This is a genomic window from Micromonospora endophytica (genome assembly GCF_003236305.1).
Classification (GTDB): Bacteria; Actinomycetota; Actinomycetes; order Mycobacteriales; family Micromonosporaceae; genus Micromonospora; species Micromonospora endophytica.
The window spans coordinates 1-16,507 of record NZ_POTX01000133.1 but is presented as its reverse complement, the minus strand read 5'-3'; the positions used below and the strand labels follow the sequence as shown (position 1 = coordinate 16,507).

The 16,507-nt window shown below is 71.0% G+C and carries 18 protein-coding genes and 1 pseudogene; 8 read left to right on the top strand and 11 right to left on the bottom strand.

Translation table 11 applies throughout. From position 1 onward, the window contains the following. Positions 1-153: 153 nt before the first annotated feature. Positions 154-393, bottom strand: coding sequence for a winged helix-turn-helix domain-containing protein (locus C1I93_RS18890; protein WP_111244620.1), 240 nt, complete (start codon positions 391-393; stop codon positions 154-156). 277 nt (positions 394-670) lie between these two features. Here C1I93_RS18890 and C1I93_RS32575 point away from each other — a divergent pair. After that, positions 671-928, top strand: a pseudogene (locus tag C1I93_RS32575) (hypothetical protein); the annotation flags it as partial. 174 nt (positions 929-1,102) lie between these two features. On the opposite strand, the gene C1I93_RS18875 reads toward C1I93_RS32575, so the two are convergent. The 5 genes from C1I93_RS18875 to C1I93_RS18860 form a co-directional block, all read right to left on the bottom strand. After that, positions 1,103-1,438 (bottom strand): DUF1416 domain-containing protein, encoded by a 336-nt coding sequence (locus C1I93_RS18875; protein ID WP_111244618.1) that lies wholly within the window; start codon positions 1,436-1,438, stop codon positions 1,103-1,105. A 1-nt stretch (position 1,439) separates the two neighbouring features. After that, entirely contained in the window at positions 1,440-2,288 is an 849-nt protein-coding gene (locus C1I93_RS18870) for a sulfurtransferase (protein WP_111244617.1), read from the bottom strand. Between the two features lie 216 nt (positions 2,289-2,504). Beyond that, on the bottom strand, positions 2,505-2,582 hold the full coding sequence (locus tag C1I93_RS33115; RefSeq protein ID WP_331214547.1) for an Ms5788A family Cys-rich leader peptide: 78 nt from the start codon (positions 2,580-2,582) through the stop codon (positions 2,505-2,507). A gap of 72 nt (positions 2,583-2,654) precedes the next feature. Next, complete coding sequence (locus C1I93_RS18865) at positions 2,655-3,440, bottom strand: LmeA family phospholipid-binding protein (RefSeq protein WP_111244616.1); 786 nt, start codon at positions 3,438-3,440, stop codon at positions 2,655-2,657. Between the two features lie 99 nt (positions 3,441-3,539). Further along, entirely contained in the window at positions 3,540-4,559 is a 1,020-nt protein-coding gene (locus tag C1I93_RS18860) for a hypothetical protein (RefSeq protein ID WP_111244623.1), read from the bottom strand. A 251-nt stretch (positions 4,560-4,810) separates the two neighbouring features. Between C1I93_RS18860 and C1I93_RS18855 the strand changes: the two genes are divergently transcribed. The 3 genes from C1I93_RS18855 (at position 4,811) to mshD (ending at position 7,500) form a co-directional block, all read left to right on the top strand. Continuing rightward, a complete protein-coding gene (locus C1I93_RS18855) occupies positions 4,811-5,551 on the top strand; it encodes a winged helix-turn-helix transcriptional regulator (RefSeq protein ID WP_111244622.1) in 741 nt (246 codons plus the stop codon). A gap of 74 nt (positions 5,552-5,625) precedes the next feature. Beyond that, complete coding sequence (locus C1I93_RS18850) at positions 5,626-6,489, top strand: polysaccharide deacetylase family protein (protein ID WP_111244615.1); 864 nt, start codon at positions 5,626-5,628, stop codon at positions 6,487-6,489. Positions 6,490-6,525: 36 nt separating this feature from the next. Further along, on the top strand, positions 6,526-7,500 hold the full coding sequence (gene mshD / locus C1I93_RS18845) for a mycothiol synthase (protein WP_111244614.1): 975 nt from the start codon (positions 6,526-6,528) through the stop codon (positions 7,498-7,500). A gap of 46 nt (positions 7,501-7,546) precedes the next feature. On the opposite strand, the gene C1I93_RS18840 is transcribed toward mshD, so the two are convergent. Continuing rightward, positions 7,547-8,377, bottom strand: a complete 831-nt coding sequence (locus C1I93_RS18840) for an NUDIX hydrolase (protein WP_111244613.1) — start codon at positions 8,375-8,377, stop codon at positions 7,547-7,549. A 69-nt stretch (positions 8,378-8,446) separates the two neighbouring features. On the opposite strand from C1I93_RS18840, the gene C1I93_RS18835 reads away from it, so the two are divergent. Further along, the gene (locus C1I93_RS18835; RefSeq protein ID WP_111244612.1) at positions 8,447-9,415 is read left to right on the top strand and encodes a Gfo/Idh/MocA family protein; all 969 of its coding nucleotides are present in this window, start codon (positions 8,447-8,449) and stop codon (positions 9,413-9,415) included. A gap of 52 nt (positions 9,416-9,467) precedes the next feature. On the opposite strand, the gene C1I93_RS18830 is transcribed toward C1I93_RS18835, so the two are convergent. From C1I93_RS18830 to C1I93_RS18820, 3 genes are all read right to left on the bottom strand, one after another. After that, positions 9,468-10,472: an inorganic phosphate transporter gene (locus C1I93_RS18830; protein ID WP_111244611.1), complete on the bottom strand. Its 1,005-nt coding sequence runs from the start codon at positions 10,470-10,472 to the stop codon at positions 9,468-9,470. Between the two features lie 4 nt (positions 10,473-10,476). Beyond that, on the bottom strand, positions 10,477-11,103 hold the full coding sequence (locus C1I93_RS18825) for a DUF47 domain-containing protein (RefSeq protein WP_111244610.1): 627 nt from the start codon (positions 11,101-11,103) through the stop codon (positions 10,477-10,479). Positions 11,104-11,373: 270 nt separating this feature from the next. Further along, positions 11,374-11,880, bottom strand: coding sequence for a DUF402 domain-containing protein (locus C1I93_RS18820; RefSeq protein ID WP_111244609.1), 507 nt, complete (start codon positions 11,878-11,880; stop codon positions 11,374-11,376). Between the two features lie 137 nt (positions 11,881-12,017). Between C1I93_RS18820 and C1I93_RS18815 the strand changes: the two genes are divergently transcribed. After that, a complete protein-coding gene (locus C1I93_RS18815; protein ID WP_111244608.1) occupies positions 12,018-14,192 on the top strand; it encodes an ATP-dependent DNA helicase in 2,175 nt (724 codons plus the stop codon). 90 nt (positions 14,193-14,282) lie between these two features. On the opposite strand, the gene C1I93_RS18810 is transcribed toward C1I93_RS18815, so the two are convergent. Next, the gene (locus C1I93_RS18810; protein ID WP_309148207.1) at positions 14,283-15,671 is read right to left on the bottom strand and encodes an AI-2E family transporter; all 1,389 of its coding nucleotides are present in this window, start codon (positions 15,669-15,671) and stop codon (positions 14,283-14,285) included. A 78-nt stretch (positions 15,672-15,749) separates the two neighbouring features. Here C1I93_RS18810 and C1I93_RS18805 point away from each other — a divergent pair, with 78 nt between their 5' ends. Both C1I93_RS18805 and C1I93_RS31670 read left to right on the top strand, forming a co-directional pair. Next, positions 15,750-16,088: a GroES family chaperonin gene (locus C1I93_RS18805; protein ID WP_111244607.1), complete on the top strand. Its 339-nt coding sequence runs from the start codon at positions 15,750-15,752 to the stop codon at positions 16,086-16,088. Positions 16,089-16,171: 83 nt separating this feature from the next. Beyond that, entirely contained in the window at positions 16,172-16,339 is a 168-nt protein-coding gene (locus tag C1I93_RS31670) for a hypothetical protein (RefSeq protein WP_181445231.1), read from the top strand. The last annotated feature ends 168 nt before the right edge of the window (positions 16,340-16,507 follow it).

Genomic DNA, 16,507 nt, shown 5'->3' with positions numbered 1-16,507 from the left:
GCACGGCACCCGTGCGAGGCAGCATCTTCCCCGAACTTGCTGGCACGACGACGGTGTGAGGCAGCATCTTCCCGGATATTGCCGGGACGGCATGGGCGTCAGGCAGCAACGTTCCCGATGTTGCGGGCTCGGCGGGGGCGGGGCCCGGGTTGGTCAGGGCTTGCGTAACCAGGTGCCCGGATCGGTCACGAACACACCCTTGCCCTGCCGTCGGTCGATGACTCCGAGAGCTTCGAGTCGCACGTTGACGAGCTGGATCGTGGACGGGCTGACCTGGAACTGCTCGCAGAGCTGAGCTATCGAGGGCAGCTTTCCGCCCGGCTTGTACTTCCCCGACCTCACGTCGGCGATGATCTTGTCCGAGATGCGGATGTAATCCGGCGTCGATGGCATGGCACTCCTCGCGTGGCAACTCCAATTCGATCACGAGGAACACAAGAGCGCCAAGCTATCCAACTTCCTTGCATACCTTGCATTCCTCATATAAGTTCGTCGACGAGTCTCCTCGCGTGGCAACGAGCAGGGCTCAATCCCCCGGTCGGGGTGGGTCGAGCATGCCGATCCATCCCGACCATCTGATCCACCTGATCCACCTGATCCACCTGATCCACCTGATCCACCTGATCCACCTGCCCGGCGACCTGCCCACCCTCCGACAGAGGTGATCGAAGTGCGGGATAACGGCATCGAGGAGCGACCACGTTTCGTCGTTCACCTGACGCTGCACGCGACCGATCTGGCCGCCGCACACGTGCTCGCCCGAGCACTCACCCGGTCGCTCGGCTGCCTGCCGGAGTTGGTGCTGGGCGAGACGACGATCTCCGTGGCGGGCGCGATGGACGTACAGCATCAGGTCTTCTGCGACCGGTTGATGGGTCACGGCCAGCGCTGCCTGCTGCGGCCGGACCACGACGGCGCCTGCTCCCGCCACCGCACCGCCCGTCCCCGCCGTCCTGACCGCCCGCCGTCACGGCGAAGTGGCGGTGGCCAGGGCGGGAGAAGTCCGCCATTCCGCCGAAACCGAGTGGATCAAGCCGGGAAACGGCTCGTGGCCCGCACCCCCGGACGGGGATGCGGGCCACGTGGCCGATCAGAGCGTGGGTCAGTCGGTGACCGTGACGGGCACCTCGTGGACGCCTCGACCCGCGGTCACGGCGGCGTCGCCGTTGCCGTGGCGGGAGAGCGCCCGCAGGGTCCAGTTGCCCGGCGCGGCGAAGAACCGGAACTGCCCGGCCGGCGAGGTCACCACCTCGGCGGTGAACTCACCCGTCGAGTCGAGCAGACGGACGTACGCACCCGGCACCGCGTCGCCCTGAGCGGAGCGGACGACGCCGGTGATGACGGTCTCCTTCTCCAGGTCGATGCTGGCGGGCAACGGGGCGGCCTGGTCCGGGGCGGCGCAGCCGGCGGCGGTGGCAGCGCTTGCTGGTGCAGTCATCTCACGCCTCCCCGGGCTCATCGCCGAGCACGATCGGCACGCCGATCAGCGAGCCGTACTCGGTCCAGGAACCGTCGTAGTTCTTCACGTTGGGGTGGCCGAGCAGCTCCTGGAGCACGAACCAGCTGTGCGAGGAACGCTCGCCGATCCGGCAGTAGGCGATGGTCTCCTTGCCGTCGTCCAGCCCGGCGTCGCCGTAGATCTTGCGCAGCTCGTCGTCGGACTTGAAGGTGCCGTCCTCGTTCGCCGCCTTGGACCACGGCACGCTGATCGCGGTCGGGATGTGGCCGCCGCGCTGGGCCTGCTCCTGCGGCAGGTGGGCGGGGGCGAGCAGCCGGCCAGCGTACTCGTCGGGGCTGCGCACGTCGACCAGGTTCTTGGTGCCGATCGCGGCGACGACCTCGTCCCGGAAGGCCCGGATCGAGTTGTCCGGCTCCTGCGCGACGTACTGGGTGGCGGGGCGGGTCACCGCGTCGGTGACCAGCGGCCGGGCGTCCAGCTCCCACTTCTTGCGGCCGCCGTCGAGCAGCTTGACCTCGCGGTGGCCGTAGAGCTTGAAGTACCAGTACGCGTACGCGGCGAACCAGTTGTTGTTGCCGCCGTAGAGGATGACGGTGTCGTCGTTGCTGATGCCCCGCTCGGAGAGCAGCGCCTCGAACTGCGCCTTGTTGACGAAGTCCCGGCGGACCGGGTCCTGGAGGTCGGTCTTCCAGTCGAGCTTGATCGCACCGGCGATGTGGCCGGTGTCGTAGGCCGAGGTGTCCTCGTCGACCTCGACGAAGACAACGCCCGGGGCGTCGAGGTTCTTCTCGGCCCATTCGGCCGAGACGAGTGCGGTGTCGCGACTCATCAGATCACTCCCTGGTGAGGATGGATGGTGAGCCAGCGCGCGGAGGTCGTGGATTGTGAAGGTGTCGCACCACGCGCGGGACCCATAGCTAGGAACGGATCACGGGTTCGTGCGACGGCGCCGCTGCCGGGCGTTTTGGTGGGGTGCACCGGGATATTAGGTACGCGTTACCCCTGAGTGCCGATGGCCGCTATGCGGCCCGAGACAGCCCCGCCGTCAGATGACGGAGCGACACAGGCAGGTGGCCACGCGGCACAGGTCGACCGCGCGCCGTTTGGTGAGGAGCGTCCCCATGGACAGGGAGCCTACCAGCGATCCCAGATATCTCCAGCGGGCCGACCAGCATCCGGGACGCCCTACCCGGGGTCAGCCGGCCGCGTTGATCGGCACGTCCCGCGCGTCGGCGGTCACCGTGAGACCTTCGGGGCGCGGCACGACCTCGCGGACGGTGAGCCCGAACGGCAGCTCCGGCAGGGGTACGTCCACCGAGATGCTGCGCGCGAAGTTGTTCACCAGGGTGCGGGCCAGCGGCGCGTCGGGCAGCCCTTCGGCGTCCAGGTTGTCGAACTTGAGCGCGACCCCACCCTGCTCACCGACGACGATGTCGGCGGTGCCGGTGACAGTCAGCCGCTGACCGAGGATGTCCACCGGCGCGGTGACGGCGAGCTTGCCGCCCTGTTCGGCGAGGGCCAGACCTTCCCGGTTCAGCAGGGCGGCGAGGCTCTGGTAGCTGATGGTGCCGGTGCCGTTGACGGTCTCGGCCACCACGTCACCCTGGCCGGTGCGGAGCGTGTCCAGCGATGCGCTGACGTTGCGGGCGTCCACGTTCAGGCTGGGCAGCGCCACCGCGTCACCCTGCACCGAGCCCTGCACGTCCCGCAGCCTGATCGAGATGCGCTCGTACCGGCCGTCGAGGACCTGGGTGAGGAAGGGGAAGCCGGCCACCTCGACCTCGGGCGGGGCGGACTGCGCGTTCTGCTGGGCCACCTGCTGGCTGACCTCGTCGGCGATCGTGCGTTCGGCCACACTCACCGCCACCCGGTCGGCGACGGCCACCAGGCCGACGAGGATGAGCAGCAGGACGACGAACCCGATAAGCAGCTTGCGACCCCGTCGCCGCGGTCGCCGTCCGTACGTCTGCTCGTGCTCCACGCCACCTCACCCGTTCTGCCGTACGTCTTCTTCGTTCTGGATCGATGCCACGCCTGCGGCGCACCGGTGGTACCCGCCGCCCCGATTCCTCAACCGTGCCTAGAGCAGCAGTCGACACATCAGGTACGCCGCCGGCGCCAACATCGTGACCGCGCCGAGCGGACCCTGCACGTGCCGGACCCCCCACCCGGCCAGCAACTCGCCCGCCATCCGCCGGCTCGCGTCGGCGTACCCGACGGCGAGGTCGGCCAGGACGGCAACGACCGCCGCGACCAGGCCGATGAGCGCGGCCTTGGTCGGCGTGAAGGGCAGGACCAGATAGCTGCCGAGCAGGGCGCTGACCAACGTACCCACCATGGCCCCGCCGACCACGCCCGCCGCGCCTCTGGGCACCTGGGGGGCCAGCCGCGGCCAAGCTTTGGCGGCGTCGGCGGCCCGGGCCACGAGGAGCGCGACGGCGGCAGCGGTGAGACAGACGGTGATCGTCTGAGTGCCGGCGGGCATCCGACTGAGCACGATGAGCGTGGCGAGCCCGACCACCCCCAACGTGATGGTGGTGGTGGTCCGCAGCGAGTCGGTCACCCGGGCCCGGTCCACCCGGCGGATCAGTTGACCGAGCACCGCGGCGAGCACGCCGCCGATCGCCACGTAACCGAGCGGGCCCAGCCTCGGCTCGGCGCTGCGTACCGCCACGACGTCGGCCGCCACGGCGACCACCGCGTTCACCCCGAGCACCACGGCGAGCGCCGGTGGCCGGGTCACCATCGTCCAGGCCAGCAGGAACAGCAGCTGCACGGTGAACACCACGACGGTGAAGGGCATCCGGTGCCCCGGGCCGGAGCTCTGCGCCCCGACGATCAATCCGACGCCGAGCAGGACGGCGAAGCCGCCGATGGCGAGTGAGAGCTGCCGGCGTACCTCGACCGGTGGCTCTTCCTCCTCGTCCTCGACGGCGTCGGCTGCGTCCTCGCTCCGACGGGGAGAGCCGCCCCGACGCAGCCGTCGCGGACCACCCGAACGTCGCCGCTCGTCGGTCTCGACCGCCGGACCGGTCCGTGGCGGCGGGTCGTCGTCGGACCACGGATCACGGCCGGTCTCGGGCGAGCTGGAGGGAAGCACCCACCGATCGTGCCAGACCCGCCGCAAATCGCGAGTCCTCCGGTTTCGGCGACGTTAAAACCTGCGCCACGATCAGGGACAGAAAGGGCAAACGGTAAACCTCGCCCCGGCTCAGCTCGGGCGATCGGTTACGCTCAACGCGAAACCCGCCCGTCAGCGACGCCGGGACCCACGGAAGTTCCCAGCGCCACACCCATCTGGAGTGCCGCTGGTCGCGAGCGGCCACACCGGCCGCCGGGACGGAGGTGATCGTGGAGATCCTGCTGTTGGTTACCGCACGGGCAGGCGAACCATCCGCAGTGCTACCGGCACTGGACCTGCTACCGCACTCGGTCCGCACCGCACCTCGCGACGTGCGGACGCTCGTCGCCGGCCCGAGCCCCGACGCCGTACTTGTCGACGCCCGCTCCGAGTTGAGCGAGGCACGCGCCACCTGCCGGATGCTGCACGCCACCGGGCTCGGCGTACCGCTGGTGGCGGTGGTGACCGAGGCCGGCCTGATCGCCCTCAACGCCGACTGGGGAGTCGACGACGTCATCCTCGCCTCCGCCGGTCCGGCCGAGGTCGAGGCCCGCCTTCGGCTCGCGGTCGGCCGGCTGAGCAACGCCACGGCCGGTGCCGGCGGCTCGATCCGGGCCGGCGAGCTGATGATCGACCCGGACACCTACGCCGCGAAGCTCAAGGGCCGCCCGCTCGACCTGACCTACAAGGAGTTCGAGCTGCTGAAGTTCCTCGCCCAGCACCCGGGCCGGGTCTTCACCCGCGACCAACTGCTCCGCGAGGTCTGGGGTTACGACTACTTCGGCGGCACCCGAACGGTCGACGTGCATGTTCGTCGGCTGCGGGCCAAGCTCGGCTCGGAGTACGAGTCGATGATCGGCACGGTGCGCCAGGTGGGCTACAAGTTCGTCGTGCCGTCCTCGCGTACGACGCTGTCGGAGGCTGCCGAGCACGCGCAGCTCACGGCACGCCCCCTCACCGTCGAAGGATAATTTCCGGTATGCCCCTTTTGGTCGACTCGTGCGTCTTATCGTGACTCTCGAGTTGGCCAACGGGAGGGGCGGCGGTGGGGGGTTACCACCGGGGCGCAGGACGCGCGATCGGGATCATCACGTTCGTGGTGTCGGCGGTGCTGGGTTCGGTGTACCTGCTCGGCCAGAGCCTGGCACCTGACACGCCCCACACCGACTCCACTGTCACCGCGAACGGCGCCGACCATCCGCAGTACGCCGACCAGTCCGCCCCCTCCCCGACCGAACCTGGCACCGGCACCACCGGTGCGCCCGCGCCGAACTCCGAGCCGGGGCAGGACGACGACCCCAACTTCGGCCCGATGGGCACCCGGATGAGCACCGGCACCGACACCGTCGCCCTGACCTTCGACGACGGACCAAACCCGGACTACACCCCGCAGGTGCTGGCGGTCCTGCGGGAATATCACGTCACCGCCACCTTCTGTGTGGTCGGCCAGAACGCCGAGGCGTACCCGTGGCTGATCCAGCAGATCGTCGCCGACGGCCACACGCTGTGCAATCACAGCTGGAACCATGATGTGACGCTGGGTTCACGCTCACCGGACCGAATCCGCTCGGACCTGCTCCGGACCAGTGCCGCGATCCGGGCCGCCGTCCCGGACGCGCCGATCGCCTGGTACCGCCAGCCCGGCGGCGCCTGGACCTATCCCATCATCTCGGTCGCCCGGGAGCTGGGCATGATGCCGTTGCACTGGACGGTGGACCCGTCCGACTGGCGGGCCCCCGGCGCCACCAAGATCGCGACCTCGGTGGTCGCCGGGGTACGGGCCGGGTCGATCGTCCTGCTGCACGACGCGGGGGGTAACCGGCAGGGCACAGTGAACGCGCTGTACAGCATCCTGCCGACACTCAGCGCCCGCTTCGCCGTCCTGGCGCTACCCAAGCGCGGAACCTGACCCCAGCGCTGTCGTCGCGCCGGATAGCGTGGCGGAATGAGCGCGCGAACGATCAGGCTCGACGGCTCCGAGCGGCTCGACCCGACACAGGTCACGCAGGTGCTGGCGCTGGCTCGGGCGGCCGGCGACGCGGACGGCGCGGACCCGCTGGACGAGCAGCTGCTGCTCCGGCTCCGCGATGACCGGACCCCGGCGACCCACCTGCTCGCCTGGGCAGAGGACGGGACACTTGTCGGGTACGCCAACCTGGACACCGACGACCCGGCGGCCGATGCCGGGGTGGCGCTTGTCGTGCATCCGGCGTACCGACGCCAGGGCACCGGCCGGGCGCTGGCCCAGGAGCTGCTGGCCCGACCCACGCCGGGACGAGAGGTCTCCGCTTTCGCTGCTGGCGCGACGCCGCAGGCGGTACCGAGTCGACCGGTACGAGCCTGGGCGCACGGCGATCACCCCTCAGCCGCAGCGCTCGCCGTGGGCCTCGGTTTCCGCCGCGCACGGGTGCTCTGGCAACTGCGTCGGCCGCTGACCGCACCGCTGTCCGAGCCGCGGCTGCCCAACGGGGTCACACTGCGTACCTTCGTCCCCGGCGTCGACGACGAAGCGTGGCTGGCGCTCAACGCGCGGGCCTTCGCCGACCATCCCGAGCAGGGCCGGTGGACCATCGACGATCTGCGGGTACGCCTGGCCGAGCCGTGGTTCGACGCGGCTGGCTTCCTGCTCGCGGAGGAGTCGGCGACCGGCCGGCTACTCGGCTTCCACTGGACGAAGGTGCACGAGCGGCCCGGTTCGGCGAGCATCGGCGAGGTGTACGTGCTCGGCGTGGAGCCCTCCGCGCACGGCGGCGGACTCGGCCGGGCCTTGACCACTGCCGGGCTGGCGTACCTGCGCGAGCAACGCGGCCTGGACCGGGTGATGCTCTACGTGGACGAGTCGAACACCGGCGCCGTCGCCCTCTACCAGCGGCTCGGCTTCGCGCGGTGGTCCGCGCACGTGCACTACCAGCGCGACTGAGCCCGCTGCGCCGACCGGTGCGGCAACCGCCCCCGGAGGACCACCGTCAGGGCAGGTAGAACCGCGGTCCGTCCGCGCCGCTCAGGTCCAGCCGCGGGGTGATCGGTGTGGCGGCGTCCCGGGTCGTCGCCGCCCGCGCCACCGCGGCGAGGTCGGCACAGGCCGCCACCTCGCCGAGCGTGACAACTGTCGGCGGCAGCATGGTCAACTCGCCGGCCCCGGCCCGGTCGCAGGCGTCGGCGGGACGGACCCAGAGGGTGCGGTCGGCCTCGCCGGTGACGTGCCGGGTCCGCTGCCCCTCCGGCAACAACGCCACGAAGAAGTACGTGTCGAACCGGCGTGGCTCGAACTCCGGCGTCACCCACCGGCTCCACGGCAGCAGCAGGTCCGACCGGAGGGTGAGACCGCGCCCCGCCAGCAGCTCGGCGAAGCCGCTGCGCCGCTGCTCCAGGTCGACCCGGGCGGCCTCCCAGCCGTCGTCGCTGACGTCACCGAGCACCCGCTCCCGGTCCGGGCCGGCGAGCAGCACTCCGGCCTCCTCGAAGACCTCGCGGGCCGCCGCGCAGACGACCGCCTGCGCGGCCTGCGGCGTCAGCCCCAGCCGGGCACCCCAGTCCGCGGGTTCCGGCCCGGCCCAGTCCAGGTGGGCAGTGGAGTCCGAGGGATCGACCCCGCCGCCGGGGAAGGCGTACATGCCACCGAAGGCCATCGCCGCGACCCGGCGGATCAGGTACACCTCGAAGCCGTCGCCCGCCGGACGCAACAGCAGCACGGTGGCCGCCACCCGGGGCACCGCCGGAGCGGCTCCGGAGGCGTGAAACCGACGGAAGTGCTCGGCCAGCGCGGGTGGCGCCGGATAGCCGCGGTCGATCGTCATCCGCGCAGCCTAGTCCCGACCCGTGGATGGCCAGTACAGCCCTCGATTGATCTTCGGTACCGTCGCCCCATGACTCGTTGGGGCATCCTCGCCACCGGCCACATCGCCGCCCGCTTCGCCGAAGACCTCCGGTTGGTGCCGGGGGCCGAACTGGTCGCGGTCGGCTCACGAACCGCTGAGACCGCGCAGCGCTTCGCGCAGCGGCACGGCGTACCCCGGGCGTACGCCTCCTGGGCGGAACTGGCCGCGGACGCCGAGGTGGACGTCATCTACGTCGCCACCCCGCACGCCGCCCACTACGAGGCGGCCCGGACCTGCCTCGAGGCCGGCCGGCCGGCGCTCGTGGAGAAGCCCTTCACCCTCGACCTGGCCACCACCACCGAGCTGGTCGACACCGCCCGCACCGCCGGGGTCTTCCTGATGGAAGCCATGTGGATGCGCTGCAACCCGCTCATCCTGCGGGTCCGCGAGTTGATCGCGGACGGCGCGATCGGCACGGTGACCGGCGTACGGGCCGACTTCGGCGTCGAAGGACCGTTCCCGCCCGAGCACCGGATGCGGGCCCGCGCGCTCGGCGGCGGCGCGCTGCTCGACCTCGGCGTCTACCCGGTGAGCCTGGCGCACCTGCTGCTCGGCACCCCGCAGCACGTCCGGGCCTGGGCCAAGCTGGGCCCGGAGGGCACGGACGAGAACACCGGCCTGGTCTTCGGGTACGACTCGGGGGCGATCGCCACGCTGAGCTGCGGCATGGTGGGGGCGTCCGGGCTGACCGCGTCGATCACCGGCACGGCGGGGCGGATCGAGCTGCCCGAACCGTTCTTCCGGCCGGGCGGGTTCACCCTGCACCGGTCCGGTGCCGAGCCGGAGACGATCACCGAGGAGCTGGTCGGCTCGGGCTACCAGTACGAGGCCATCGAGGTGCAGCGCTGCCTGGCCGAGGGGCTGACCGAGAGCCCGCTGGTGCCGCACTCCGCCACTCTGGAGATCATGGCGCTGCTCGACGACATCCGCGCCCAGATCGGCGTCTCGTATCTCTGAGTGTTAACAGGGGCCCCTTGCTATACGCGAGGCGTTAACAAGGGGCCCCTCCTTAGCTGAAAAGCGGTCGGACGACGAAGTACATGATCGCGCCGATCGAGCCGGCCGCCGGGAACGTCAGGATCCAGGCGCCGACGATGTTGCCTGCCACGCCCCAGCGCACCGCGGAGAGCCGCTTGGTGGCACCGACACCCATGATCGCCGAAGTGATCGTGTGGGTGGTCGAGATCGGGGCACCGAGCACCAGTGCGTTGAAGTAGAGCACGCCACTGGCCACGGTCTCGGCCGCGAAGCCCTCCGGCGGGCGCAGGTCGATGATCTTCCGGCCCAGCGTCCGGATGATCCGCCAGCCACCGGCGTAGGTGCCCGCCGCCAGCACGGCCGCCGAGGTCCAGAACGCCCACTCCGGGATGTAGGTGGCGTCGTCCTGGTAGCCACCGACGAAGAGGGCGAGCACCACGATGCCGATGGTCTTGGCCGCGTCCTGCATGCCGTGACCGACCGACATGGCCGCCGCCGAGGCGGTCTGGGCCCAGCGGAAGCCCCGGTTCAGCTTGCCCGGGTGTCCGTTCCGGAAGATCCACTGCACCGCGATCATCACGATGTAGCCGAGGATGAAACCCACCATCGGCGACAGGATCATCGGGATGATCACGCTCTCCCCGATGCCGGTCCAGAGCACGGTGCCGGACGCGGCGACGGTCGAGCCGACCAGGCCGCCGATGAGGGCGTGCGAGGAGGACGACGGCAGGCCGAAGTACCAGGTGATGAGGTTCCAGGTGATCGCGCCGATCACGCCCGCGAAGACGATGCCGAGGCTGGACACACCGGTGGGTAGCTCGACCAGGCCACTGCCGACGGTCTTGGCGACCTCGGCACCGAAGTGGGCGCCGATGAAGTTGCCGATCGCCGCCATGCCCAGGGCGACCCGGGGGGTGAGCGCCCGGGTGGAGATGCTTGTCGCGATCGCGTTGGCGGCGTCGTGGAAGCCGTTGGTGTAGTCGAACACCAGGGCCACCCCGATCACCGCCAACACCGCGATGAGCTCGGGACTCACAGGATCAGGACTCCTTGACCGCGATGGTCTCGACGGTGTTGGCCACGTGCTCGAAGGCGTCGCAGGCCGCCTCCAGCTCGTCGGCGACCTCCTTCATCTTCAGCACGGTCAACGCGTCGTACTCGCCGGAGAAGAGGCGCACCAGCAGCATCCGGTACGCCTGGTCGCCGTCGTTCTCCAGCCGGTTGATCTCGATCCAGTAGTCCTCGAGATCCTTCATCGACTTCAGCCGGGGCATCGCCTCGGCGGTCAGCTTCGCCTGCTGGTCGAGCACGTGCACCAACTCGTGCATCTCCCGGGGCAGCGACGGCAGCTTGGTCAGCCCGTAGAGGTACAGCAGGTTGCCCACCGCTTCCAGGTGGTCCATCACGTCGTCGAGCAGCGAGCCGAGACGGTAGATGTCCTCCCGGTCGAAGGGAGTGACGAAGGTGGAGTTGATCTTCTTGTACAGGTCGTGGGTGATCTGGTCGCTGTCGTGCTCGACCTCGGTGAGCCGCTCGCTCACCGACTGCACCTCGACATCGGGCAGGGCGAGCTCGTTGAGCAGCTCGGTACCCCGGACCAGGTTCTGCGCGGCCCTGGTGAAGAGCTCGTAGAAGGCGCCCTCGTTGGGGCGGAATGAAAACCTCACTGCACGGACCTCGTCGTGTCGGTGGAAGGGGTGGGGAGCCGCCGTCGGCGCCCTGCTGAGGGGAATGCTAGGGAACACCCGGAGCGGCTATTCGGCGGCCCACCCCTGGCCAGGCGCCATTCACCACCCGTTCAACTTCCGTTCACCTTCACCGCCCCGTCAATCCCAGCAGGCGCTCACGTCACCCCGACTTGTCGATCGACCGGATACCCGGAGGCGGGTGTGGCGAACCGCACTCGGCAGGAGTGCGGTGGCGGTGGGCGGTGCTGCTCAGACCACCAGGGCCAGCCATTTGCGGTACGAGGTGGCGAACGGCTCGGTGCCGTCGCCGAGCGCGCCGAGCAGCCAACGCGACGCCGCCTCGGCCGCCACCACCAGGTCGTCCGGATAGCCGAAGCGGACCCGGTGCTCGGCGAACTCGTCCTCGTCACGCAGCTCGACCAGGCCGGTCTCCCGCCGGCGCACCACGTCGAGATCGAGGTCGATCAGGTGCACCGTGTCGTCACCCTCCCAGCGCGCCGGGCTGGCGATGTCGCAGTAGACCTCGCTGGTCCGCGGCGGCGGGTTGAACATGCCGGTCCACCAGGCGTGGTGCGGCACCAGCAGGACGAACGGGATCTGCTCCACCGAGGGCCGGCCGTGGTAGACCGAGCTGGTGCCGGCCGGCACGCCGAGCCAGACGCCGAGGTCGTCCTCGGCCAGCCGACGGGCCGGGTAGTCGCGGTGCATGCTGCCGTCGTACTTGCGGTAGACCACCCGGACCACATCGCTCGGCATGAGTCGCACCCTAGCCGATTCCGCCCAGGACTCGCCGTCGGGAATATAGCGGACAACGAGTAGGTGTCCCGTCGCGGGACGCGGCAACACGGCGATCGGTACGCCACCCGGTCAGCCCCGGCCGGTACCGTGCCACGGTGACCCCGCCCCGCACCACCGCCGGCTTCGCCTCGACAAGCGCCAAGACCCGTCGCCGGGGTGCCCGGCCCAGCGGCGCGGACCTGCTGGCCGCCGCCGTCGGCGCGGTGCCCGGCGGCGCGGCCCGACCTGGGCAGCAGCAGATGGCCACCGCGATCGAGGAGTGTGTGGCCGCCGGTGAGCACCTGCTGGTGCAGGCCGGCACCGGCACCGGCAAGTCCCTGGCGTACCTCGCCCCCGCGCTCACCGTGGACGGGCCGGTGGTGGTCTCCACCGCCACCCTGGCGTTGCAGTCCCAGCTCGTCGAGCACGACCTGCCCCGGCTGGCCGACGCCGTCGAGCCGCTGCTCGGGCGACGACCCACCTTCGCGGTGCTCAAGGGCCGGCACCACTACCTCTGCCTGGCCCGGTTGGAGAACTCCTCGGAGGACGAGCCAGTCGACACGCTCTTCGACGCGCCGGCCGAGAAGCCGGGTGGCGGCACCCGCTGGCTCGGCGAGGCGGGCCGGCTCGGCAAACAGATCCAACGGCTGCGGGACTGGGCGCTGGAGACCGAGACCGGTGACCGGGACGAGTTGGATCCCGGCGTCGACGACCAGGCGTGGCGACTGGCCTCCATGCCGGCGCGGGAATGTGTGGGCGCGGCCCGCTGCCCGTACGGCGCGGAGTGCTTCGCGGAGGCGTCCCGGGCCCGGGCCCGGGAGGCCGACATCGTGGTGACGAACCACAGCCTGCTCGCGGTCGACATGATCGCCGGACGACACATCGTCCCGCCGCACAAGCTGCTCGTCGTCGACGAGGCCCACGAGTTGGCCGACCGGGTCTCCTCGGCGGCCCAGGCGGAGCTGACCCCCGAGCTGATCGACCGGAGCGCCCGCCGGGCCCGCCCGCTGCTGCGTCCGGAGACGGCGGAGGCGCTGACCGCGGCCGGCGACGCCCTCGCGGTCGGGCTGGCCGAGGCACCGGTCGGGCGGATCACCAGCGGCCTGCCCGACCCGCTGCGGGAGGCGTGCACGATGCTGGACGCCGCGACCCGCGCGGCCCTGGACGGCATCGGCGACATCAAGGCCGACGACCCCGACCCGGTACGCAAGCAGCAGGCCAAATCCGTCCTCGACGAGCTCTCCAGCACCGCGCAGCGCCTGCTGGAGGAGGCGGAGCACGACGTGGCCTGGGTGGAACGCAACGACGCCACCGGCCGGCGGGCCCTGGTGGTGGCGCCACTCTCGGTCGCCGGCACCCTCGCCACCCACCTCTACGACGAGCGGACCGTGGTGGCCACCTCGGCCACGCTGACCCTGGGCGGCCGGTTCGACACGGTGGCCCGGTCGCTGGGGCTGGAAGCACCCCCGCCGGGCCCACCGTCGCCGGCTGCCACCGCCCTGGCCGAGGCGTCCCGCAAACCGGCCACCGCCGATCCGGTCGGGACCGCGGCGCCGGCCGGCGGGAAAGGCGCGGGCGGCGAGCGTACGGACACCGGCGGCGTCGCCACCGACTCCGGCTCCGGGTGGCGGTCGTTGGACGTCGGCTCCCCGTTCGACTACCCCCGCCAGGGCATCCTCTACGTGGCCGCGCATCTGCCCCGCCCCGGTGTCTCCGGGCTGCCCGACGCGGCTGGGGAGGAGTTGCTGGAGCTGGTCACCGCGCTCGGTGGTCGTACCCTCGGCTTGTTCTCCTCCCGGCGAGCCGCGCAGCAGGCCGCGGAGCTGCTGCGCGCGCGGACCGACCTGCCCGTGTTGTTGCAGGGTGAGGAGGCGCTGCCGCTGCTGGTCCGCCGGTTCCGGGAGGAACGGTCCAGTTGCCTGTTCGGGGTGATGTCCCTCTGGCAGGGCGTCGACGTGCCGGGCGACTCGTGCCAGTTGGTGGTGATCGACCGGCTGCCTTTCCCCCGCCCCGACGAGCCGCTGGCCGCCGCGCGGGCGGCGTCAGTGGACGCGCAGGGCGGTTCCGGCTTCGCGGCGGTGAGCGTCCCGATCGCGGCGGTCCGGCTGGCCCAGGGCGTGGGCCGGCTGATCCGGGCCACCGGTGACCGGGGGGTGGTGGCCGTGCTCGACTCCCGGCTGGAGACCGCCCGGGGTTACGGGGCGTTCCTGCGCCGCTCGCTGCCGCCGTTCTGGTACACCACCCGCCCGGAGGTGGTCCGGGGCGCCCTGACCCGGCTCGCCGACAACTGACCCCTCGCCCCGCCAACCCTGTTGATCAAGAAGTTTGCGTCTCGATCCGGCTCTCGGAAGACCAGAACTTCTTGATCAACACAACTGGGGTCAGGGTGCGCGGGAGGCGACGACCACCGCGTCGGGCGGGGTGTCCGGGACGGTACGCGCGGCGAGCCGGCGCACCGCCGTGTTGAGCACCGCGATCACCGGCACCGCGACCACCGCGCCGGTGATCCCGGCGAGAACCACACCGGCGGCCAGACCGATGATCACCGCGAGCGGATGGATGGCGACCGCCCGGCCCATGATCAGCGGCTGGAGGACATGCCCCTCCACCTGCTGCACACCGATCACCACACCGAGAATGATCAACGCGGTCACCGGTCCGCTGTCGACAAGCGCCACGAGCACCGCCACCCCGCCGGAGAGCGTGGCACCGACGATCGGGATGAACGCGCCGAGGAAGACCAGGGCGGCCAGCGGGAAAGCGAACGGGATGTCGAAGATGACCAGGAAGATGCCGATGCCGACGGCGTCGATGAAGGCGACGAGCACCGTCGCCCGGACGTAGGCGACGAGGGTCGCCCAGGAGGCCCGGCCGGCGTCGTCGACCTTCCACCGCGCGGCCACCGGCAGCAGCCGGACCAGGAAGCGCCAGATGATGTTGCCATCACGCAGGAAGAAGAAGGTGGCGAAGAGCACCAGCACCGTGCCGGTCAGCACCTCGGCCAGGGTCGCGGCGGTGGAGAGGGCGCCGCTGGTGAAGCGTTCGGTGTTGTTGTTGACCCACTGCTGGAGTTCGGTGAGGTACCGGTCAAGGTCGTTGTCGGACAGGTGCAACGGTCCGGTCTTGAGCCAGTCCTGGATCTGCTGGAGGCCCTGGGTCGACTTGGCGGCCAGTTCCGGGACGCCCTTGATGAACTCGTTCACCACGAGCGTCAGCGTCGCGATCACCGCGGCCAGCCCGGCGACCAGCACCACCGCGGTCGCCAGCGACTTCGGCAGTCGCGCCCGCAGCAGCCAGCCGACCGCGGGCGCCAGCAGCGCCGACAGCAGCAGCGCCACCGCGACCGGAATGATCACGATGCTGATCGTGCTCACCAGTTTCAGCAACGCCCAGAAGACGACGCCGACGACGATCAACCGCCACGACCAGGCGGCGGCGATCCGCAGCGCGTGCGGCACGTCCGCGTCGTCCCGACTGGCAGTGGAGTTGTGCAGGGCGGCCGGAGGTTCCGCGCCGACCACGGTGGCAGCCGGCGGCGCCGCTGGCCCGGGGCTCGACGGCGAGGCCATCCTGGCGGGTTCGGGCACGTCGGCTGGGGTGTTCCGCCCAGCGCGAACCGACTCCCGTCCCGACTCGTACGCGCGACGCAGCCGCCCGCGCATCCGCTCGAACCGGCTCAAGCGCACCTCCCCGTGTGTGGTTGGCCCCGCGCACAGCGTCAGGTCGGACAGGATACGCCCGAGCAGCTCACGGTAGGGCAGTTCCGCCATACCTTGCCCAGACCGGCTGTTCCGCAACCCGGGTGACCACCGACGGCGGGCCGGAGCCGGCACGGTAGCGTCTGCGACGTGACAGCCGACCAGAACCTCGATTCCGGCCTGCCCATCCGGCTGCTGCATGACCGCGTGCTGGTCCGGATGGAGGGGAACGACGGTGAGCGGCGTTCCACCGCCGGCATCGTCATCCCGGCCACCGCCGCCGTGGGCAAGCGCCTGGCGTGGGCCACCGCGGTCGGAGTCGGACCGCACGTCCGCTCCATCGTCTCCGGCGACCGGGTGCTCTTCGACCCCGACGACCGCTCCGAGGTCGAGCTGCACGGCCGGGGCTACGTGCTGCTCCGCGAGCGCGACGTGCACGCGGTGGCCGCCGAACGGGTCGAGGAGGACGCCACCGGGCTCTACCTGTGAGCCGACGGGCGTCGTTCTCCCCCGCGTCGTTTGCCACGCTCCCCGGCGGGAAGCCAGCCGCACCACCGGCCTGGGGAGGGACGATGCCGGTATTAGTGAAGAAGGTGCTGGCCTGGGGAAGCCTCGCGTTCCTGATCTACTTCATGGCCTTCCGGCCCGAGGGTGCCGCGGAGATGTTCCGCGCGATCGGCGGCGCGCTGATGATGATGGCGCAGGGACTGGGTGACTTCCTCACCAGGCTGATGGCCTGACAAGCTCGGACGGTGGCCGCCGTCGCGGCGGCCACCGGCAGTGGGCAGCCCCAGGGCGCAGGCCGGCGGTGTCAGCGGTGCGGGGGCCACGGGCCGGGCGGCCGCGGCCCGTACCAGGGCGGCAGGCCGTAGCCGGCAGCGTAGGCAGGTGGCGGCGGTGGGGGTGGC